The 21,092-nt window shown below is 56.1% G+C and carries 19 protein-coding genes; all 19 read right to left on the bottom strand.

The genetic code is table 11. The features are described from left to right. Nucleotides 1-6 precede the first annotated feature (6 nt). Nucleotides 7-645 carry a DivIVA domain-containing protein gene (locus tag OCV66_RS01290; protein ID WP_054325953.1) on the bottom strand — a complete coding sequence of 213 codons (639 nt, stop codon included), beginning with the start codon at nt 643-645 and terminating at the stop codon, nt 7-9. Between the two features lie 85 nt (nt 646-730). Beyond that, the gene (locus tag OCV66_RS15585) at nt 731-1,000 is read right to left on the bottom strand and encodes a YggT family protein (RefSeq protein WP_082396650.1); all 270 of its coding nucleotides are present in this window, start codon (nt 998-1,000) and stop codon (nt 731-733) included. A gap of 12 nt (nt 1,001-1,012) precedes the next feature. Further along, nucleotides 1,013-1,477 carry a cell division protein SepF gene (locus tag OCV66_RS01285; RefSeq protein ID WP_054325952.1) on the bottom strand — a complete coding sequence of 155 codons (465 nt, stop codon included), beginning with the start codon at nt 1,475-1,477 and terminating at the stop codon, nt 1,013-1,015. A 20-nt stretch (nt 1,478-1,497) separates the two neighbouring features. Then, entirely contained in the window at nt 1,498-2,223 is a 726-nt protein-coding gene (locus OCV66_RS01280) for a YggS family pyridoxal phosphate-dependent enzyme (RefSeq protein WP_107630499.1), read from the bottom strand. Then, nucleotides 2,220-3,476, bottom strand: coding sequence for an HlyD family efflux transporter periplasmic adaptor subunit (locus tag OCV66_RS01275; protein ID WP_054325950.1), 1,257 nt, complete (start codon nt 3,474-3,476; stop codon nt 2,220-2,222). The genes OCV66_RS01280 and OCV66_RS01275 overlap by 4 nt, the downstream gene beginning before the upstream one ends. Before the next feature lie 18 nt (nt 3,477-3,494). Then, a complete protein-coding gene (gene hfq / locus OCV66_RS01270) occupies nt 3,495-3,746 on the bottom strand; it encodes an RNA chaperone Hfq (protein WP_199855207.1) in 252 nt (83 codons plus the stop codon). Nucleotides 3,747-3,776: 30 nt separating this feature from the next. Next, complete coding sequence (gene miaA, locus OCV66_RS01265; RefSeq protein WP_054325948.1) at nt 3,777-4,718, bottom strand: tRNA (adenosine(37)-N6)-dimethylallyltransferase MiaA; 942 nt, start codon at nt 4,716-4,718, stop codon at nt 3,777-3,779. An 11-nt stretch (nt 4,719-4,729) separates the two neighbouring features. After that, the gene (mutL, locus tag OCV66_RS01260; RefSeq protein ID WP_147573683.1) at nt 4,730-6,661 is read right to left on the bottom strand and encodes a DNA mismatch repair endonuclease MutL; all 1,932 of its coding nucleotides are present in this window, start codon (nt 6,659-6,661) and stop codon (nt 4,730-4,732) included. Between the two features lie 47 nt (nt 6,662-6,708). Beyond that, nucleotides 6,709-9,300 carry a DNA mismatch repair protein MutS gene (gene mutS, locus OCV66_RS01255; RefSeq protein ID WP_147573682.1) on the bottom strand — a complete coding sequence of 864 codons (2,592 nt, stop codon included), beginning with the start codon at nt 9,298-9,300 and terminating at the stop codon, nt 6,709-6,711. 14 nt (nt 9,301-9,314) lie between these two features. Further along, the gene (gene miaB / locus OCV66_RS01250) at nt 9,315-10,715 is read right to left on the bottom strand and encodes a tRNA (N6-isopentenyl adenosine(37)-C2)-methylthiotransferase MiaB (RefSeq protein WP_107630494.1); all 1,401 of its coding nucleotides are present in this window, start codon (nt 10,713-10,715) and stop codon (nt 9,315-9,317) included. A 13-nt stretch (nt 10,716-10,728) separates the two neighbouring features. After that, the gene (locus OCV66_RS01245) at nt 10,729-11,397 is read right to left on the bottom strand and encodes a TIGR03936 family radical SAM-associated protein (protein ID WP_054325945.1); all 669 of its coding nucleotides are present in this window, start codon (nt 11,395-11,397) and stop codon (nt 10,729-10,731) included. Next, nucleotides 11,390-13,213: a TIGR03960 family B12-binding radical SAM protein gene (locus OCV66_RS01240; RefSeq protein WP_054326077.1), complete on the bottom strand. Its 1,824-nt coding sequence runs from the start codon at nt 13,211-13,213 to the stop codon at nt 11,390-11,392. The genes OCV66_RS01245 and OCV66_RS01240 overlap by 8 nt, the downstream gene beginning before the upstream one ends. A gap of 103 nt (nt 13,214-13,316) precedes the next feature. Next, nucleotides 13,317-15,767, bottom strand: coding sequence for a heavy metal translocating P-type ATPase (locus tag OCV66_RS01235; protein WP_054325944.1), 2,451 nt, complete (start codon nt 15,765-15,767; stop codon nt 13,317-13,319). 3 nt (nt 15,768-15,770) lie between these two features. Continuing rightward, nucleotides 15,771-16,145 (bottom strand): ArsR/SmtB family transcription factor, encoded by a 375-nt coding sequence (locus OCV66_RS01230; protein ID WP_242977793.1) that lies wholly within the window; start codon nt 16,143-16,145, stop codon nt 15,771-15,773. Nucleotides 16,146-16,268: 123 nt separating this feature from the next. Then, complete coding sequence (locus tag OCV66_RS01225) at nt 16,269-17,162, bottom strand: SPFH domain-containing protein (RefSeq protein WP_054325942.1); 894 nt, start codon at nt 17,160-17,162, stop codon at nt 16,269-16,271. A 29-nt stretch (nt 17,163-17,191) separates the two neighbouring features. Next, nucleotides 17,192-17,650, bottom strand: coding sequence for an NfeD family protein (locus tag OCV66_RS01220; RefSeq protein ID WP_054325941.1), 459 nt, complete (start codon nt 17,648-17,650; stop codon nt 17,192-17,194). A 145-nt stretch (nt 17,651-17,795) separates the two neighbouring features. Next, nucleotides 17,796-19,421 (bottom strand): chaperonin GroEL, encoded by a 1,626-nt coding sequence (gene groL, locus OCV66_RS01215; RefSeq protein WP_054325940.1) that lies wholly within the window; start codon nt 19,419-19,421, stop codon nt 17,796-17,798. Between the two features lie 19 nt (nt 19,422-19,440). Beyond that, on the bottom strand, nt 19,441-19,725 hold the full coding sequence (locus OCV66_RS01210; protein ID WP_054325939.1) for a co-chaperone GroES: 285 nt from the start codon (nt 19,723-19,725) through the stop codon (nt 19,441-19,443). A 156-nt stretch (nt 19,726-19,881) separates the two neighbouring features. Further along, a complete protein-coding gene (locus OCV66_RS01205) occupies nt 19,882-21,039 on the bottom strand; it encodes a THUMP domain-containing class I SAM-dependent RNA methyltransferase (protein WP_147573681.1) in 1,158 nt (385 codons plus the stop codon). Nucleotides 21,040-21,092: the final 53 nt, after the last annotated feature.

Below are 21,092 nucleotides of genomic sequence, written 5' to 3'. Positions count from 1 at the left end.
TCGCTTTTACTTTACTTCTTTCGGATCGTAATCCGCGCCAAATTTCAGCTCGCCAAAGTCAAATTTGCGTGTCGCATCCGCGATCGGCGCATCAGCCTTTTCCAGCGGAGCCGCTTCCGCACTGGATGGCGCCGCAGCAGCCTGCGGTGCTTTTTCCGATGCCTGCTCGGCTGACGCCGGCTGCGGACGGACTAACTTCTCCCCCTTCGCCAGCTCTACAAGCGCCTTGGCCTGCGCCTGATAAACAGCGGAAACGCGCGCTATGAACTCGATGGTGTTCTTTTTTGCAGCCTCGAGCTTCTGCTCCTCAAGCTGTATCTCGTCCTGCGTGCTTTTCACCTTGTTTTCGGTTTCATTTTTGGCGACGGAAACGATTTCCTCCGCTTCCTTTTTCGCCTTGTCAATCGTATCCTGCGCTATGGTCTGCGCACTCATCAGCGCCCGGCGCATGCCGTCCTCCACACCGCGGTACTCCTCTATTTTATCGACGAGTACTTTCATTTTCGCTTTGAGTGCAGCGTTTTCCTTTTGCATGGAGGCGAATTCTTCGGCGACCCGCTCTAAGAACGTATCGACTGATTTCATGTCGTATCCGCCGAAAACCGCTTTTTCAAAACCAATTTCCTGAATTTCCTGCACCGTCATATAGTTTTCCTCCGTTATATTCTATATCCGCCGTTTTACGGGAAAATGGCCGGGCTTTGCCCGACCACTTCGCTTTCCCCATAAATTACAAGCTGTAAAGCAGCATCAAAACCAACTCAAGGGTAAAAAAAGCGAGCAAAAAAGCAATGTCAATCGGAACGTTTCGCAACGACCGGACCCCGTCCAGCAAATGGCGGAACGGTAATACCAGCGGTTCTGTGACCGTATAAAGGAATTCATATATCTTTGAATCCCTGCCCTGAGCGAACCAAGACATAATTGCCCGCGCGAAAAGCAAAAATTCCAAACATCGAACGATCGACGTGACAAAATTCAAAATAAAAAGATTTATCACAGCGGACCAACCTTAAAAATACATGCCGCTGCTTTCCAGCTCATCGATCAGGTCCCCCATAATATCGACGTTATAGGGCGTGATGATATATGTGCTGTTGGCAACTTTTTTTATTTTCCCCTCATTTGCGTATGCCACGCCGCTCAAAAAATCAACCAGACGACGGGCAACATCCTTATTGGTCTGCTCCAAATTGAGGACAACCGTGCGCTTATCTTTCAAATGGTCTGCGATCTCCGCCGCATTCTCAAAGCGGTCGGGCTTTACAAGAACAACAGCCAGTTGCGTTGTGGCGTTGATATTGACAACTTTATTGCTGCGGCGGGACGAAACCGTGTCGGAAGCGATACTGTCATAAGCGGAAGGCGAGCTGCCCATCACAGGCTCTTCGCTGCGCTTACGGGGCAGTTCCTCCTCGAACTCATCTTCGATTTCCTCGCCCTTTACCCAATCGATAAAGCCTTTGATCGAACCCATACCAAGTTCCTCCTTACGTTTTAAGGCGAGACGATCTGATAAGGCCGCGCGCCAAAGATCGCCGTGCCAATGCGAACCATGTTCGCACCGCACGCAATCGCCGTTTCGAAGTCATTTGTCATACCCATAGACAAATAATCCATATTTACATTATCGTATTTTTTCGTCAAAATGTCAACAAATACTTGGTGCATTTCGGTGAAATAGCTCAAGTTTTTTGATGTTTGGTCAGCGATCGGCGGAATCGCCATCAGGCCGCGGATGTGCAGCGACTTTTTTTCACACAATCTGGAAACCGCGTCATCCAGTTCTTCTAGTAGCAGGCCGCTTTTGGCAGCCTCTCTGCCAATATTGACCTCCAGAAGAATATCCTGTCGGATGCCGCGCTTTTCCGCTTCCCTGGCGATCGCCTCGCCAAGGCGCACCGACCCAACGGACTGGATCAGGGATACTTTGCCGATCAGGTATTTGACCTTATTGGTCTGCAGTGTACCGATAAACTGCAGGTCAGCCCCTGCATAGGCATTCTGCTCGTATTTATCGAGCAGCTCCTGCACCCGATTTTCCCCACAGACGCGGATGCCGCATGCGATAGCGGTGCGCACCCGTTCAGCGTCATTCATTTTGGACGCGGCAACCAAAATAATATCCTTCGGGTCGCGGCCGACTTTTTCCGCTGCGGTGTCGATCCTTTCCTGTACGGCCTGTATCCGGCTGTAAAGCTCGCTTTTTTCCTGTTCTGTCATGTTCTCACCACCATATTATTTTGCAGATTTTTACCGCGGACAATGATTTGATCCTTTGCAACCAGCGCGCCCGCATCCGTTGCGCTCTGCTCCACAACATAATAAGAATCTGTTTCGTACAATTTATGGATCGTTTTGAATTTTTCAACCGAGCCGCTTAAAATGTATACGCCGATTTCATTGCCATCCATGCGCACCGCCTGCTTGGGAACGCGCAGGCCAGTATAGGAGGCGATAATGATCTCTATCGGCTGGCTCCTCATAGAAACCATCTCATTGTCAAAGCTTGTCCCCTCCAGCACGACCAGAGCGGTTTCACTGTTATGCTCCTTGATGATGGAATATACCGATACCGGCGCTTCCATAGAGGCCTGTGTGAAGTTTATACGCAGGTTTTGCCCTTCTGTAAGCCGGTTCGCGTCTTCGGTGGAAACCTCTGAAACAAGATACCAGCTGAATCCCTGAATGATTTTCCCCATGGAAGAGGAATCCGCCTGTACCTTTCCCTGCTGCGTCAGCTCGTGGAATGTGTCGATTGTCAGCTCATCCAGCACTTCCGGCGTCAATATTTGTTCATACCCATCCACATTATCCGAAAAATAGCCGGAAAACGGTGCAGTAAGCTGGCTTGTCTTGCCGGAAAGCTGCGCGTTCAGGCTGTCCCGTTCGGCTGCCAGTGCATCCCGCTCCGCAGTAATTGCAGCGGTATCGATATGCCCTGATTCCCGCCGGAGTGAAAGGGTACGGAGGGAATCCGCAGAAGCGGACAGCGATATCCCCGAACCGCTGCGGACCTGGCCGGCCATCTGCTGCAGGGCAAGCGTAATCAACTGGTCAATCTTTGCCGAATCCGCTTCGTCGTTCGACGATTGCAGCGCGGCATCCAAAAGCTCAATTTTATTTTCCAGAGGCTCCAACTGCCGGCTGATGGCAAGCGCCGCTTCATCCGCATAGATGGTTGCGAGCGGCGCGTCCTTCTGGACGCGCTCCCCGCTGTAAACGATATGTTTGGCCGATTCCCCCGTCCGTCCCTCGATGGGCGCTTCATCGCGGAAAAACCAACCGACTGCGTTAAAGCTGTCGTTGACCGAAACCTGAACGGCCGGCTCGGTTTCCAGCCCGCCGAAATAAGCGGAAAAGATTTCAAAAAACACATAGGCAAAGATAACGGCGCCGGCGATGACAAAGGCGAGCCGGTTTCCATAATTGCGGCGTTTCTTCTTTTTTCGCTGGGGAATTCTTTCTTCTTCCATGCTGAGTCCTCATATGTATTATTCCGCCGGCAGGTGCTCCTCCCTCTGAGTAAACAGATCGACACGCCGCTGCGGAATGATCGTTGATATTGCATGCTTATAGATCATCTGCTGTTTCCCATCGGTTTCCAGTATGACAATAAAATTATCAAATCCACGGATGATTCCGCGCATCTGAAAACCGTTTGTCAGGAAAACCGTTATCGTTTGTCCCTGCTGGCGCAGCACGCTCAGCATCCTGTCCTGCAGATTGATTTCGTTTCGCACAATGATTCCTCCAATAATTTACATTTTCTGGTATCATTGTACACCGAGTTTTTGCAGATAATTTGTCGCATCCTGTAATACGGAAGCAAAGTCCTCGCTATTATTATAATAAATCCAGTGGATGTTGTCATCTCTTTTTAACCAGGTAAGCTGCCGTTTTGCATAATTTCGGCTGCGCTGCTTGAGGAGTGCAACGCATTCCTCGAGCGACTGTAGACCCTCCAGATATCCCAAAAGCTCTTTGTAGCCGATGGCCTGCGCGGCTGTTCCGGTCAGCGCGCCCTGCATCCAGAGGCGTCGTGTCTCCTCCAGCAGTCCGTCTATCAGCATTTGATCGACGCGGCTGTCGATCCGCTGATACAGCGTTTCCCGCCTTGCCGGACAGACGCCGATCTTGGCCGCCCGATACTTTGGCGCGGACCGTTTATGCAGGCGGTTCAATTGCTGGATCGTCATGCCGGTCTGTTCGTACACCTCAAGCGCGCGGATCACGCGCTTGAGGTTATTGGGATGAAGCTTGCCCGCGCTTTCCGGATCAACTGCGGACAGGCAGGCATGTACCGCCGCGTTCCCCTGCTCCCGCGCCATCCTCTGATATTTTTCCCGCACGGAAAGATCGGTTTCGTCGCCGGAAAAAGTGCTGCATTCTATCAGCGCGTCCATATACAGACCGGTTCCGCCCGCGACAATCGGTATCCTGCCGCGCGCCAGAATGTCCTGTGCCGCCGCATCCGCCAATTCCACATAGCGCGCAACGGAAAAAGGCTCGTCAGGCGCACAGATATCCAGCATGTGATGCGGAACGCCCTTCCGCTCCCCTGTGGTCGGCTTGGCTGTGCCGATGTCCATTCCCCTGTATATCTGCATGGAATCGGCTGATATGATCTCGGTATGCAGTTGTTCCGCCAGTGCAACAGAAAGCGCTGTTTTACCGCTCGCGGTAGGGCCGCAGATGCAGATCAGACGGTTTTCCATGGCTTTCTCCCTCATTGATTGACGCGCTTGAAGAGCTTATCCAATTCGTATTTCGTTAGCCGCACGGTGGTTGGGCGCCCGTGCGGGCAAGAGCGGATATTTTCGTCTGCCAGAACACGGTCGCAGAGGTCTTGCAATTCAATCTGCGTCGTTGCCCTGCCAGCCTTGATCGCCGCCTTGCAGGCGACCGTATGGATCAGGTCGTCCAGTTGGTCCGGCACGGTTGCGCGGCTGTTCATCGCCTTTTCAGCCAGCTCGCCGATCACGCTTTGCACGTCTCCGCTGTCCAGATAGGCCGGTACGCTGCGCACGGCAAAGCTGTTTTCACCGAACGGATCGATGGAAAACCCCGCTTTCCGAATATCGCCGAGCCGAGCCTGTATCGCCGCCGCTTCCTCTCCGGTCAACTCCACGATTACCGGCGCAAGCAGCTCCTGCTGCGGCATATCGGTTTCCGCGCGCATTTTATTGAACAGGATGCGTTCATGCGCGGCATGTTTATCGATCAGAATCAATCCATCCTTGTCCTCCGCGATCAGATAGGTCTGAAAGCATTCTCCGATCACACGCGCGCCAGTGTCAAGCGGTTCAAGGCGCGGCTCCTGCGGCGCAGGAGCGGTGGACTGCTGCTCCTGCGCTTCCGGACGCGATTCAGCGGCAGGCGCAGGCTCATGGACCGGATAGGGACGAAATGTGTGCTTCGGCGGGTCTCCCTCCCAGATGCGCGGCGCGGCAGCATAGCCGGTATAGGGGCGCGGCTTCTGCGCACGCGGCGGCACGGAAACCAAAAAGTCTTCCAGTTCAGGCGGTTCTTCGGCAGTGGCCTTGGATACGGGTGCAGTGGAAAAAGAGGGGGCCGGAACCGCGAACCGTTGCTGCTCCTGCGTCAAATGGTCCTCTCTTGGTCTGGCGGGAGCCTCCTTTTCCCTGTGTTCGAGCCGCGGCATATTGTCATTCGCCGAGATCGCGTTTTTGCAGGCAATATAAACTGCCTCAAACACCGGCTTTTCCTGTGAAAACTTTACCTCGGTCTTGGCGGGATGGACGTTTACGTCCACCGCTGCGAGCGGCAGCTCGAGAAACACCGCGCCGGAGGGATATTTGCCGGTGATGATAGCGTTGCGATAGGCTTCCTCCAGCGCGGCCTGCATCAAGCGGCTTTTGACATAACGCCCATTGACAAAGAAATGTTGCATCGATCGGTTGGGCCGTCCTGCGTGCGGCTTCACAATATAGCCGTATACGGTCATGCCGTTGCGTTCGGTTTTCGGCACTTCGATCATATTGGCGGTCATCTCCTTGCCGAATACAGAAAATACCGGCGCAAGAAGCTTACCTTTCCCGTCCGTGGAAAATACCTGTTTTCCGTCCCGAATCAGTGTAAAAGCGATTTCCGGATGGGAGAGCGCGGCATGCTGCACCACGCCAAGGATATAGCCTGCCTCGGTGAAATCCTTTTTGAGGAATTTCATGCGCGCGGGCGTGTTGTAAAACAGGTCGCGCACAACGATTGTTGTGCCTTCCGGACAGCCCGCTTCCTCGTTTGCCTGTATTTCCCCTGCTTCCAGATGCAGATGGAGGCCGGCGAGCGCGCCCCCCTGGCGGGTGAACAGGTCGATGCGCGTGACCGATGAGATCGCCGCGAGCGCCTCTCCGCGGAAGCCCAGCGTGCCGATTGCGGCCAAATCTTCCTCTGTTCGCAGCTTGCTGGTCGCATGTCGGCGGAATGCGATGGGGGCGTCCTCCGCCGACATGCCGCAGCCGTTATCCGCGATGCGCAGATAAGTGATGCCGCCGCTTTCGATTTCCACCGTGATGCGGGTCGAACCCGCGTCGATCGCGTTTTCGATCAGCTCTTTGGCGACGGAGGCCGGTCGTTCGACCACCTCGCCCGCCGCGATCAGGTCGGCCAGATGCGGGGATAATTCATGGATAATTGCCATCGTTACTTCCTTTCAGGATACAAGGTCAAGCATAATAAGACACCCTATCAAACCAGCTTTTTCAACTCATACAGCGCGTTCAGTGCCTCGATCGGGGTCATTGTATCCACCTGAAGCGCGCGCAGCCGTTCGGCGACCGCGTTTCCGGAAAGGCTGTCCATTGTCATTTGCGGCACTTCGTCCTCTTCCGCGACCGCGCGCAGCTCGATTTTGGGCATGGTCGCTTCCAGGTCCGATAGCACGGCCTTGGCGCGCTTGATGACCGCGTTCGGAACACCCGCGAGCTTGGCAACCTCGATGCCATAGCTGTCATCCGCGCCACCGCGCACAATTTTGCGCAGGAATGTGATGTCATCACCGCGCTTTTTGACCGCGATGTTATAATTTTTGACGCCCTTTACCAATTCTTCGAGAACGGTCAGCTCATGGTAATGTGTGGCAAACAGGGCGCGCGCGCCCACCTTTTTCTTGTCAGCGACATATTCGATCACCGCGCGGGCGATGCTCATGCCGTCATAGGTCGAGGTGCCGCGGCCAATCTCGTCCAGAATCAGCAGGCTGGATTTGGTTGCATGCTTCAGGATATCCGCGACCTCGCTCATCTCGACCATAAAGGTGGACTGGCCGCTGGCCAGGTCGTCGGATGCGCCGACGCGTGTGAACACCCGATCGGCCACGCCGATATGCGCGGAGGAGGCGGGCACAAACGAGCCGATCTGCGCCATAATTGTGATCAGCGCGACCTGGCGCATATAGGTCGATTTCCCCGCCATATTGGGGCCGGTGATGATGGCGACACGGTTTTCCCCGCTGTCCAGCACTGTATCATTGGGGATGAATAGGCTGTCCGCCAGCATTTTTTCCACCACCGGATGACGTCCATCCCTGATCTCGATGCGGTCGGTAAAATCCACGATCGGACAGGTGTAGTTGTTGTCGCAGGCTACCTCTGCCAGCGCGCACAGCACATCAAGCGCAGCGACCGCCTGCGCGGTTTTCTGAACGCGATGCACCTCGGCGGCGATCTGTTCGCGGATCGTTACGAAGACCTCGTATTCCAGCGTTGTCAGCCGCTCCTGCGCGCCCAGCACGGTGCTTTCGAGCTGCTTGAGTTCCTCAGTGATATAGCGTTCGCCGTTGGCGAGCGTCTGCTTGCGGATATAATCCTCCGGCACAGCGTCCGCGTTGGATTTGCTGACCTCTATGTAATAGCCGAATACGCGGTTATAGCCGATCTTGAGCTTGCTGATACCGGTCCTTTCACGCTCGCGCTGCTCGATCGCCGCGATCTTCCCCTTGCCGCCGGAGGCGAGGTCGCGCAGGTAATCGATTTCTTCATGGTAGCCAGCACGGATCAGGCCGCCCTCGCGCAGTAGGATGGGAGGCTCGTCCACAATGGAAGTCTCGACCAGCGCGCGGATATCCTCCAGCAGGTCGATGTTGGCCGTCAGCTCCTGCAGCATGGCCTGACCGAACAGCGCCGCCTGCTCCCTGATCGCAGGCAGGCACGCGATCGTGGACGAAAGTGCGCGCAGGTCGCGGCAGTTGGCCGTGCCATATGTCACGCGGCCGATCAGCCGCTCCATGTCGAACACCCTTTTAAGCGCGTCGCCCAGCGCCGTACGGGCGATCAAATCGTCGCACAGCGCCCCGACCGCCTGCTGGCGGCGCACGATTTGAAGCGGGTTGTACAGCGGCTTCTCCAGCCATTGGCGGATAAGGCGCGAGCCCATCGCGGTTCGTGTTTTATCAAGCACCCAGAGCAGCGTCCCTGTTTTTTCCTTGGTGCGCATGGTTTCACAAAGCTCCAGATTGCGGCGCGCGATCAGATCCAGTTCCATATACTGCCCCTGGTGGTATACCTCCAGATGATTGAGCGCGGCAAGGCTTGCCTGCTGGGTCTGCTCCAGATAGTCAAGCAGGCCGCCCAGACATTGTATGGCCCGAGGTAGGGCAGTCAGGCCCGCCGCATCGAAATCCTCTATGCGAAAATAATAGGAGATGCGCTCGGAAGCACGCTGCGCGCCAAAACAATCCTCCGGCATCGGCTCTACCAGCGCTTCCAGCCGTTCCTTCAAAAAAGAAAGCAGCGTTGCGTCAGCCACTGCCATGCCGCCGACCAGTACCTCACGCGGACCGAAGCGTCCCAGCTCGCTGAAAATATGCTGCCAGCTTTCCGAGCCGGTCGCATAGACCTCTCCGGTCGTGATATCCGCAAAGCATACGCCAATACCGCCCTGTTCCGCGTAGATGCAGCCAAGGAAGTTGTTGCGGCTTTCATCCAGCATTGATGCTTCGACGACCGTACCCGGCGTCACCCTGCGGATAATCTCGCGCTTGACCAGTCCTTTTGCCAGCTTGGGGTCCTCCATCTGTTCGCAAATGGCAATGCGGTACCCCTTTCGCACGAGCTTTGCGATATACCCCTCCGCGCTGTGGTACGGCACGCCGCACATGGGCGCGCGCTCCTCCAGGCCGCAGTCACGGCCGGTCAGCGTCAGCTCAAGTTCGCGGGAAACCAGTTTGGCGTCGTCGAAAAACATCTCGTAAAAATCACCCAGACGGTAAAAAAGGATGTAGTCCTTATTTTTGTTTTTGATTTCGAAATACTGCTTCATCATGGGCGTGAGTTCAGCCATTATCGTACCTCTTTCTACAATTTTCGCGCAAACAGGCAGCGAAGCGTTGTCTTTTCGATCTCAGCTTGGATAAATTCCCCAGTTTGGATACCGTCTCCGCATACGCAAACGAGCAGGTTCCCCTCCGTGCGCGCGGTATAGGGATAGTCGGGGCCTTTGGCCATACCGTCCACCAGCAGACGGAGCCGCTTCCCCTGATAGGCAGCCTGCCGTTCCGCGACGATCTCGTCCTGTACGCGGAGCAGCCGTTCAAAGCGCCGCTGTTTTTCCTCCGGCGTCACCGGATCCTCGTACGAGGCCGCCGGCGTGCCGCTTCTCGGGGAGTACAGGAAGGTAAAAAGCAGATCAAACCGCACCTCGTCGACCAGCGCAAGGGTCTGTGCAAAGTCCTGCTCGGTTTCACCCGGGAAGCCGACGATGATATCGCTCGAAAGGGTGATATCAGGCATCTTTTGCCGCGCGTCTTGGATCAGGGTACGATAGCTTTCCGCAGTGTAATGCCGGTTCATGCGGCGCAGAATCTCGTTACTTCCCGACTGGAACGGCAGATGCAACTGCTTTGCCACCTTTTCACAGTCCGCCATGGCGTCGAACAGCCTGGGGCTAGCATCCTTGGGATGGCTGGTCATGAACCGCAGCCAGAAATCGCCGGGTACGGCGTTCAGCCTTCGCAGCAGGCCGGCGAAATCGATATTTAGCCCCAGGTCCTTACCATAGGAGTTGACGTTCTGGCCGAGCAGCGTGATCTCCTTGTATCCCGCGGCGATCAGCTCGCGCAGTTCCCTTTCGATTTCCTCCGGCCGGCGGCTCCGTTCGCGGCCGCGGACATAAGGGACGATACAATAGGTGCAGAAATTATTGCACCCGTACATGATGGACAGCCACGCTTTCGCGCCGCGTGCGCGCAACACAGGCAGGCCCTCCGCGATATCGTCCTCCCCGCCGATATCGAACACGCGCTTTTTTTCCGTCAGCACGCGGTACAGCAGCGACGGGAACCGCCACAGTGCGTGCGTACCGAACAGCAGGCTAACCTGCGGATAGCTTTTTTTGATCTTTTCTACGTTTTTCTCCTGCTGCGCCATACAGCCGCACAGGGCGATGATAACCTCCGGCCGGCGCTTTTTCAGGTGGCTGAGCGCGCCGATATTGCCGAACGCGCGGTCCTCCGCATGCTCGCGTACCGCACAGGTGTTGAACAGGATAAAATCCGCCTCATCGGCATTGTTGGTCATCTCGTAGCCCATTTCGTGCAGCATGCCGCGGATGCGCTCGGTGTCCGCCTCGTTCTGCTGGCAGCCAAAGGTGTGCGTATAGGCGCGCGGGCGTTTGTCTCGGATCAGCCCCGCTACCGCATCGATATAGGTAAATTGTTTATCAAGCTGTTCTTTAGAAACAGTAACTGGAGCGGGCATTTTATGCCTCCTCTTATCGGAATGGGGTGCCGTCAGCCGTAAATACGTTCATGCGGTGATACGCGCTGAACGGGATATCGTACTGCGGCAGATACTGCCGGATCGCCCTTGTCAGGTATTCCGGACTCATGTTATTGTTGCCCGCGGCGGTGGTGACGACGGCGGTCACCTCGTCTCCGCTTTCGGAAACGGTTAAATCGCACATCAGGTCCTTCATATTGACCGTCTTTTCCCCGCGCTTGGAGCGCTTGATGATTTCGACCGACGGGCGACAGAACAGCGCGCGCACTGCGCCGGTAAAGCCTGCGGGAGCCGCATCCTCAAAGCCCCAGGTGATGCGGTACTGCGACCATGCAATCGCGCCGACCTTCATTCCCCCATCCTCGAGGGGATAAATCTCAATCGCGCGCAATCCCGCGGGGAACACGTCGTTGAGCGCTTCCACCGCGTTTTCTGGCACTACTTCGGAGGTGATATTGAAATCCAGGAATTCACACTCGCCCGAATAACCGGTTGAGAGCGGCAGGGCGACCGACACATAGGCGTGCTGGTTGAAGCCCTCGGTAAACCACAGCGGCATCTGACAGCGCGCCATCGCTCGCTGCATAGTGTGCATCAGGTCGAGGTGGGAAATATACTTTGCCCGCCCCTCCTTGGCAAATTTCATTCTGGCCTTAAACACAGCACTTCCCTCCCTTCAGCAGGGCGTTCGCGCCGCAGCCCGCGCATTTGTGCATGCAGTCGGGCGTGACCGCCGCTTCGCGGGACAGCTCCCATTCGCGCTTGAGGTGCTCCTTGCGTGTGCCGCAGCCGATGTGGTCCCACGGGAATATCTCGTCCAGCGGGCGCTGGCGGGACGCGTAGAACGCAGGGTCAAGTCCGCAGTCGGCAAAGGCCTGCATCCATTTTTCATAGTCAAAGCACTGATCCCAGCTGTCCATCTTGCAGCCGCGCTGCCAAGCGAGGTAAATCGCCTTTCCCTGCCGCCGGTCGCCGCGGGCGATCACGCCCTCAAGCACTGAAGTCTCGGCGTCGTGCCAGTTGTAGGTGACGTTTTTGGTCTTCATGATGACCTTCATATGTGCCTGCTTCTCGCGGAACTGCTCGAGCGTATCCTGCGCGTCCCACTGGAACGGGGTCTGCGGTTTGGGTACAAAACAGGAGGCCGAGGCTGTGATGCGCACGCCGCGCGCACGGTTATTGGTATTCATGCGCCAGCAGTAGGCCACCTTTTTGCAGATTTCCGCGATACCGTCCAGATCCTCATAAGTCTCGGTCGGCAGGCCGATCATGAAGTATAATTTTACATTGTTCCAGCCGCCCTGAAACGCGATTTCACACGCGTGCAGCACGTCCTCCTCGCGGATGTTCTTGTTGATCACGTCGCGCAGGCGCTGGGTACCTGCCTCGCAGGCAAAGGTCAGGCCGCTTTTGCGCGTTTTCTGCACGCGCTGCATCAGTTCGGCGCTGAAGCTGTCCGCCCGCAGCGAGGGCAGCGACAGGCTGATGTGCCGCGGCTCACAGTAGTCGAGCATGCACTCGGTCAGGCCGGACAGGTCGCCGTAGTCGCTGGTGGACAGCGAGGAAAGCGAAATCTCCTCATAGCCCGAGTTTTTGAGCACGGCCTCCGCCTGCTTCAGCAGCACCTCCTTGGACTTGGTGCGCAGCGGCCGGTAGGTATGCCCTGCCTGGCAGAAGCGGCAGCCGCGCGGGCAGCCGCGGAACAGCTCGATCATCGCGCGGTCGAACACGATATCGGTCGAAGGAACAACAAAGGATTCCGGATAGTACATGGTGTCCAGATCACTGACGATGCGTTTTTGCACCAGCGCGGGCGCGCCATGCGTGGGCGTAACGCGGTCGATGGTGCCGTCCTCGTGGTAAGCGACCTCGTATAGCGAAGGAACGTACATGCCCTCGATCTGTGCCGCCTGAATCAGGAAGGTCTGCTTGGTCCAGCCCTCGCGCTTGGCCCTGCGGTACAGGTCGGTGAACTCGAGCATGATCTCCTCGCCGTCGCCGATCATGAACAGGTCGACAAAATCCGCGAGCGGTTCTGGATTGTAAGCACACGGCCCACCGCAGGCGACCATATGTTTCAGCTCCGTGCGGTTTTTCGCCAGCACCGGCACACCGCCGAGGTCGAGCATATTCAAAATATTGGTAAAGGAAAGCTCGTATTGCAGGGTGAACGCGATGATATCAAATTCATAAAGCGGATCGCCGCTTTCCAGACCGTAAAGCGGGATGTCCGCCTGCCGCATTTCCTCCTCCATGTCGATCCACGGCGCGCAGATGCGCTCGCACCAGATTCCTTTCTGGTCGTTGAGCAGGCCGTACAGAATGCGGGAACCCAAGTGAGACATGGCGACTTCATAGGTGTCCGGAAAACAGAAAGCGAACCTGAGGTCTACGTCCTTTTTATTTTTCATCACTGATCCCCATTCGCCGCCGACGTAGCGCGCCGGCTTCTGTACGCGGGACAGGATGGCTTCCATCTTTTTGTGCAAGTCGTTTTCCTCCAAAACAAGATACAGAATCAGTATAACATAAATCGAGCAAAAAGACCATACCATCTTGAATCTGGCATGGTCTTTTTCTTTATTTGATGCCTAAAATGCGGGCCGCGTTGAGTACGGTCAGGATAGTAAGCAGAACATCTGCCGCGATTGCCTGCCACATGCTTGTCACGCCCAGGATGGTGAGCAGGACCAGGATCACTTTGATCGCCAGCACCAGCACCATGTTTTGCAGCGCGATATTGTGCGTTCTGCGGCAGACCCGCATGGCGTCGGAAAGGCGAGTCAGGCTGTTGGTCATAATCAGCACATTGGCGGCGTCCGCGGATTCCTGTGATCCGGCTACACCCATCGCCACACCGACGTCCGCCAGCTTAAGCTCCTCGATATCGTTTACGCCGTCACCCACATAAGCCGCCGTACCGTCCGTTGGGATCGTGCGGAGCAGGAATTCCATTTTCGATGCCTTTTCCTCGGGCAGCAGGCCATAGTGGACCGTATCGATTCCGACTGCGTCCGCGGTCTGCTGGGTAGGCGATTCGGTATCGCCGGTCAAAATGACCGTGCGCAGGACCCCTTGGCTCTTGAGGCCGGAAACCGCCTCCGCCGCTTCCGGACGGACGGTATCCTCAAGCACGATCGCGCCGGCATAATCGCCTTCATAGGCGACATAAACGACCGTGCCGCGGATATCCGGCACGCCCTTTACGCCGCGCGATACCATCAGCCGGCGGTTGCCGACAAGCAGGTTCCGGTTGCCGATGCGCGCGCGCACGCCCCGTCCCGGGAACTCCTCAAATTCGCTGATCTTTTGCGGCACGCTCTGATAAGCGGAAACGACCGCGCGGGCGACCGGATGCTTGGAGAGCTGCTCCGCAGCGGCGGCCAGCGCAAGGATGCTTTCCTGATTAAAATCCTGTGTTCCGTGGATCTCCTTGATACGCAGGTTCCCTTCGGTCAAGGTTCCGGTTTTATCGAAAACAACCATACGCAACTCGGCCATTTTCTCTACCGCTTCACTGCCCTTGACATGGATGCCCTTTTGCGACAGGCGGCCGCTTCCTCCCATAAAACTGAGCGGGACCGAAATTACCAGCGCGGTCGGGCAGCATACCACAAGAATCGTCAGCGCGCGGTAGACCCAATTCTGCATCGGGGTACTGGAATTGAAAAGAGGCGGGATGACCGAAAGGAGTATCGCCAAAACGACAATGACCGGAATAAAGCGCGCCGCGCCATGCATCACACTGTCCTCCAGAGAGGCTTTCCGGCCCGCCCCCTCCTCCTGTACACGCATGATCTGGCTGACCGCGCAGTCCTCAAATTTTGCGGTCGCCCGCAGCAGCAGCAAAGAACCGGTATACAGGCTGCCGGCCAGTACCTTGGCGTTTTTAACCACCGGTGCCGGCTCGCTGTCGCCAGTCAAGACCGTATCATCCACTATGCCTTCGCCGCGCAATACAATGCCGTCAATCGGGATGCGCTCGCCCGTCCGGACCAGAACAAAGTCGTCCACACGGATCTCGGCGGGTGTGACCTGCCGTTCTTCTCCCTGCATATTGACGACCGACGCCCGTTCTGGGATGAAATCAACCTGCTGGGAAAGCGACTTGTGCGTGGAACTGAGCACCAGATCGCTGATCATTTTGCCTACGCCATGCAGGATCAGGACCACGCTCGCTTCCGCGTGCAGCCCAAGCAGGAACGCACCGAACGAAGAAACCAGAATCAGCAGGTATTCGTCAAAATATTTCCCGTGGGTAAAGTTGCGCGCCACATTCGCGGCGATCGGCAGAACCGTGATCAGATAGGCGATCAGATACAGAATGAACGCGACCGTGTCGCTGGTACGCTGCAAAAGCAGCCCTAGCAGCAGGAAAACCACCGCCACTGCCAAACGGACCGAAGTAAAGCGAACATCCATCATAGACATGGGCTGATAAGGCTCCGCGCCGCCGCGTCGCGCGTTTTCCCTGCGCAGGCGGGTCTGCTCCCGCCGCCGCATTCGGGCGTGATACCGCGCGCGTTCGATCAGAGACATGCCCTCTGTCTCATCTGGCTGCTCAGGTTCATTTTGCACCAGAGCAAGGCTTTCATCCAGCGGAGGAAGCGCTTCGGTATTCTCCTCTTCAGCCGTCTCCCTCTCGGGTTCGGGCAGTTCCTCCTCTTCCGCGGCTTCCGGCTGTCCCTCCTCAGGAACGTCCTCTTTCGCTTCCGGCTGCTCCTCGTCCTGCGGCAGTTCTTCCTGCGGCGCCGAATCTGTTTTTTCCTCTGCCTCCTGCGGAGGAGTCTGTGCAGGCGCGGAACCGGCAATCGGCGTCGCTGTCAGCGGCTCTACCGGAAGCTCTGGAAAATCAGAAGCGCTTTCTTCAAGATCGGACAAAATATTTTCCACAAAATCGTCGGGAAAAGCGATCGGCCCTGCGGAAACCTGCGCCAGAAGCTCTTCCGGCGCGCCCATATTCTGCGGCGTTTGCCCTTCTTCACGATTTCCAGCCGGCTGATCCTCCGACCGGTTTTTCTTTTCGTCCATCGTCTATCCCTCCTGTACATGCGCAATGCCCTGTGCCAAAATTGTCTGAATGTGGTCATCGCACAGCGCATAATACACGGTTTTTCCATCTTTCCGGCTCTTTACCAGACGCGCCTGCTTCAAAAAGCGGAGCTGGTGGGAAATCGCGGACTGGCTCATCCCCAACAGCGACGCAATATCACAAACGCATAATTCCTCTATTGCCAGAGCGGTCAGGATGCGCAGCCGTGTTTTATCGGAAAACGCCTTAAAAAAATCTGAAGCGGCCGATGTGATCTCATCTCCCGGCATCGTGCTGCGCGCCTGCCGTACAGCATCCGTATGGACGATATGCTCCTCGCAGCATTCCACCTCGGTTTGATTCTTTCTGACTGCCAACGAAACCCCTCCCGAGACACATAAGTACCTATTAAAGTATAGTATCATTCAAAAGCCAATCTGTCAAGAATACAGCAAAAAACCAGCCCGCCGGAGCATATCCGGCAGGCTGGCCGCCACGGCTTACTTTTCGGTTTTCGGATCAGTCATAACTTCCTTAAATGAAGTTGCCAATCCTGCAAGGCTCTGTATTTCGCTCGGAATAATGATTTTTGTCGCCTTGCCGTCCGCTGCGTTGCTGAACGCTTCCAGCGATTTCAGCTTGATGACCTGTTCGGTTGGAGCAGCGTTGTTTAGGAGGGAAATCGAATCAGCCAGCGCTTTTTGCACGGTCAGCAGGGCTTCCGCCTCGCCTTCCGCTTCCTTGATTTTTGCCAGGCGGTTGGCTTCTGCCGCCAGAACGGTCGCTTCCTTTTCGCCTTCCGCTACCAGAATAGCGGACTGCTTTTTGCCTTCTGCCACCAGGATGGATTCGCGGCGCTCGCGTTCGGCCTTCATCTGCTTTTCCATGGATTCCTGAATTGCCGCCGGCGGGATGATGTTCTTCAGCTCCACACGGTTGACCTTGATGCCCCACGCATCCGTAGCCTCGTCCAGAATCGCGCGCATTTTGGTATTGATGATGTCCCGGCTGGTCAGCGTCTGGTCCAGTTCCAAATCGCCGATAATATTGCGGAGCGTCGTTGCCGTCAGGTTTTCGATCGCTGCCATCGGGCTTTCGATACCGTATGTGAACATCTTCGGGTCCGTAATCTGGAAATAGACAACAGTATCGATCTGCATGGTTACGTTATCCTTCGTGATCACAGGCTGTGGCGGAAAATCGACGACCTGCTCCTTGAGCGTCACCTTGCGGGCGATCCGCTCAAAAAGCGGCACCTTAAAATGCAGGCCTGTGTTCCATGTGCCGCGGTATGTGCCAAGCCGCTCCACGATAAAGGCTTTCGCCTGCGGTACAATAACAATATTGCTGCCCAGAAAAACAATCAGCAGGATCGCCAAAACAATCCAAATCATCGGAACTAAATAAGGCATAGTGTTCTCCTTTACTTAACTGAATCTTTATCCAACCTTTTTACGATCACCTTGACGCCGCGGATTTCCAAAATTTCGACCATTGCGCCCTGCGGGACAAGGGAATCATCCGCGCTGCGTGCAGTCCATATATTTCCCGATATACGGACTGCGCCAGTTTCGCGGATATTGTCAATCCCCTCCGTTACGATAGCAGATTGACCAATGATGCGGTCTGCATTGGTCGCTTCCTTTTTGGTCTTGAGGAAGCGCCGGCAAAACGGACGGACCAGCAGAAGCAAAACCGCGGAGAACAAAACGAAGATGACCAACTGCGCGGACATCTCCAGCCCAATACTCGCGGCGATCAACGCTGCAACGCCGCCGACCGCAAACCAGATTGCCGACAGGTCCAGCGAAAAAGCTTCAACCGCAACGCCGATGATGATAACAGCCACCCAGATATAGAGACTGTCAACGCCAAAAATCATATTTACTATCCCCTCCTTTGCTCCAGTATATCATGACCGGCGGTAAAAGTACAGCAAAAACAAATGAGGGCTGTGTCCGTGCCTATGAAAAAAATACTCCGACTTTAATTGTCGGAGTATTTTTTCAACCGAACGGGAATTTGGATTAATACATGCCGCCCATATCCGGTGCAGCCGGAGCCGGAGCCACAGGTTCCTTCTTATCCGCAACCAGGCTCTCGGTGGTCAGCACCATGGAAGCCACGGACGCCGCGTTCTGCAGCGCGGAGCGGTTAACCTTGGTCGGGTCGACGATACCATTGGTGATCATATCGCCATATGTCTCGGTCGCCGCGTCAAAGCCATAGCCGACCTTGCCGGAATTCTTGACCTTATCGACAACGATTGCGCCTTCAATGCCCGCGTTGATCGCAATCTGTGCCATCGGCGCCTCAAGGCCGCGCGCAACGATCTGCATGCCGGTCTTTTCGTCGCCCTCGGCGGTCTCGGCCAGCGCCTCGACTGCTGCGATCGCATTGACATACGCAACGCCGCCGCCGGCTACGATACCTTCCTCAACAGCCGCGCGGGTCGCGTTGAGGGCGTCCTCGATGCGCAGCTTCTTCTCTTTCATCTCAGTCTCGGTAGCAGCGCCGACCTTGATGACCGCTACGCCGCCCGCCAGTTTCGCCAAGCGCTCCTGCAGCTTCTCACGGTCAAAGTCGGAAGTTGTGCGCTCGATCGCGCCGCGGATCTCGGCTACGCGGTTGGCGATATCCTGCTTGTCGCCCGCGCCATCCACAATCGTAGTGGTTTCCTTGGTGACCTTGATCTGACGCGCAGAACCCAGCATATCCATGGTGGCGTCCTTAAGCTCGATGCCGATCTCTTCGGAGATCACCGTGCCGCCGGTCAAGATCGCGATATCACGCAGCATATCCTTGCGGCGGTCGCCGAAGCCCGGCGCCTTGACCGCAACACAGGTGAACGTGCCGCGCAGGCGGTTAACGATCAGGGTGGACAGCGCCTCGCCCTCGATATCCTCGGCAATAAGCAGCAGCTTCTTGCCGGACTTAACAACCTGCTCCAGAATCGGCAGCAGCTCCTGGATGTTAGACAGCTTCTTGTCCGTAATCAGGACCAGCGCATCGTCCAGATTTGCTTCCATCTTCTCGGTATCCGTGCACATATAGGGGGTGACATAGCCGCGGTCAAACTGCATGCCCTCGACAACCTCGGAATAGGTTTCCGCAGTTTTGGACTCTTCCACCGTGATTACGCCGTCGGTCGAAACCTTTTCCATCGCCTCCGCGATCAGCTGGCCGATCTCGTCATCGCTGGAAGAGATCGCACCGACACGGGCGATATCATTGGAGCCGTCAACCGCCTTGGAATTCTTGGCGATCGCTTCTACCGCCGCATTGACCGCCTTGGAAATGCCGCGACGCATGACCATCGGGTTTGCGCCCGCAGCCACGTTTTTCAGACCCTCTCGCACGAACGCCTGCGCGAGCACGGTCGCGGTGGTGGTGCCGTCGCCCGCCACGTCGTTAGTCTTGGTCGCAACTTCCTTCACAAGCTGCGCGCCCATGTTCTCATAGGGATCGTCAAGCTCGATCTCCTTGGCGATGGTGACGCCGTCGTTGGTGATCAGCGGCGCGCCGTACTTCTTGTCCAGAACAACATTGCGGCCCTTCGGACCGATCGTAACTTTAACGGTATCGGCGAGCTGATCGATGCCGCGCTGCAGCGCCTTGCGCGCGTCCTCGCCGTAAATAAGCTGTTTCGCCATGATAAATTACCTCCTCAAATTACTCTACGATTGCAAGAATATCGCCCTGACGAACGATGATGTAGGTTTCGCCGTCCAGCTTGACCTCTGTGCCGGTGTACTTACTGGTAATGACCTTCTGGCCCTTCTGGACCTCCATTTTGATCTCCTTACCATCGACAACGCCGCCCGGGCCGACCTCGATGATTTCAGCGACCTGCGGCTTTTCCTGCGCAGACGCGGTGAGGATGATGCCGCTGGCAGTGGTCTCCTCCGCCTCGATCATCTTGATAACAACACGATCAGAAAGGGGCTTGAGTTTCATAACGGGTTCCTCCTATAAAAATTAAAGTTGACTGAATCAGGGTTTAGCACTCTTTCGTCCTGAGTGCTAACTCGATTATTATATTACATCAACTCTTTTCGTTGTGCAAGAGTTTTTTTGGAAAAACTGACATAAAATTTATGAATTTTTTGTGAATCACTTTGACCCGTTTTCTCGTTTTTTAGCAGACGAATGCATTGAGTGCTTATAGTACATATGAAGCTCGCATTTGATCATGCCGTTATACAGCTTCCGCCTTTTATCCGCTGGCCGGCTGTAACAGCGCTCAAACAGCGGGTCCGAGCTTAGAATATACTGCTTCATCGGTGATTTCCCTGTTGCGCGTCCGAACGCACGATAGAGCGCTTCCGCCTGCTGCACATCGAGCAGCCGTTCGCCATATGGGGGATTGGCAAACACCACCCCTTCCCCGCTGTAATCGTGCTGCACAGCATCTACCTGCTCAAAAAACACCGTACCCGCAACGCCCGCTTTCCGTGCGTTCTCCATGGAAAGCTGGACGCATGCTGGATCGATATCGCTTCCAACAATCGAAAACCGCGCGCCGCCATCCGTCAGGTCGATGGCCGCTTCGCGAGCCAGCCGCCAGGCGTCTGCGTCAAGGCAACCCCATTTCTCCGCCTCAAATGACCGAAGCAGCCCGGGCGCGCGCCGCTGGGCGATCATCGCCGCTTCAATCGCAATCGTTCCCGAACCGCAGAATGGATCCAGCAGCGGTTCTCGTCCACGCCAGCGTGCCAGCTTGACCATGGCTGCCGCGAGCGTCTCCCGCAACGGCGCGGCGTTGCTGTTTGCGCGATATCCGCGCTTATGCAGCCCCAGGCCGGAGGTATCCAGAAATACCTCCGCTGTATCGCGCATAATGGAAAACTGTATCTGGTATTTCGCGCCGGTTTCCTCGAACCAGGATAGACCATAGGCATGTCCCAAACGTTCCACCACCGCTTTTTTCACGATCCGCTGGCAGTCCGGTATGGAGTGGAGCGCCGAATCCAGGCTGTACCCCTTGACGGGGAAGGACCCGTCCCTCGGAATAAACTGCTCCCAAGGCAGCGCGCGCACACCCTCGAACAGAGCGTCGAAGCTTTTCGCGGAAAACACGCCGAGACGGATCAGGACGCGCTCCGCACAGCGCAGGTTCAGATTGGCCCATGCGAGCGTATTTTCATCTCCCGCAAATAAAACCCTGCCGTTCTCGGCATGCACTTCCTCCAGCTTTCCCCCGAACCGAAGTTCGTCCGCGACGATCCCTTCCAGCCCGAACAGAGTCGGGCAGCACATGGTCAGTTCCATTCGATTCCCTCTTTTCTTCCGAAAAAAAGCCCCTGCCGCTGCCGGGCAGGAGC

This window comes from Agathobaculum ammoniilyticum (assembly GCF_025567315.1).
In the GTDB taxonomy this organism is placed as follows: domain Bacteria; phylum Bacillota; class Clostridia; order Oscillospirales; family Butyricicoccaceae; genus Agathobaculum; species Agathobaculum ammoniilyticum.
Note: the sequence above shows the minus strand (reverse complement) of the source record. Positions and strands in the feature narration are given on the sequence as shown.